The 228-nt window shown below is 73.2% G+C and carries 1 pseudogene; it reads right to left on the bottom strand.

The features are described 5' to 3' along the window. A pseudogene (locus C7C46_RS33310) lies at positions 1–218 on the bottom strand (UbiA family prenyltransferase); the annotation flags it as partial. Positions 219–228: the final 10 nt, after the last annotated feature.

Genomic DNA, 228 nt, shown 5'->3' with positions numbered 1-228 from the left:
CCCCCTTTCTCTACACGACTCTCTCCCGATCTCGAGGCCCGGTGACCCAGCAGCCCCAGCAAGGGCGTGGAGCCCCCCCCAACGGCTAGCCCGAGGCCCCCCCCCTCGCGGGGCCCGCCCACCCCGTTCACGAGCGCCCGCTTCTGGGTGCGGGTCATCCCCGCGTCGATGTCGCGGTCGAGGTACATGTTGAGGGCGTCCGCCCCGCCGGCCGACAGTTACCCGCCG

This window comes from Streptomyces tateyamensis, assembly GCF_003205575.1.
GTDB classification, from domain to species: domain Bacteria; phylum Actinomycetota; class Actinomycetes; order Streptomycetales; family Streptomycetaceae; genus Kitasatospora; species Kitasatospora tateyamensis.
This window is presented reverse-complemented; position numbering and strand designations above follow the sequence as displayed.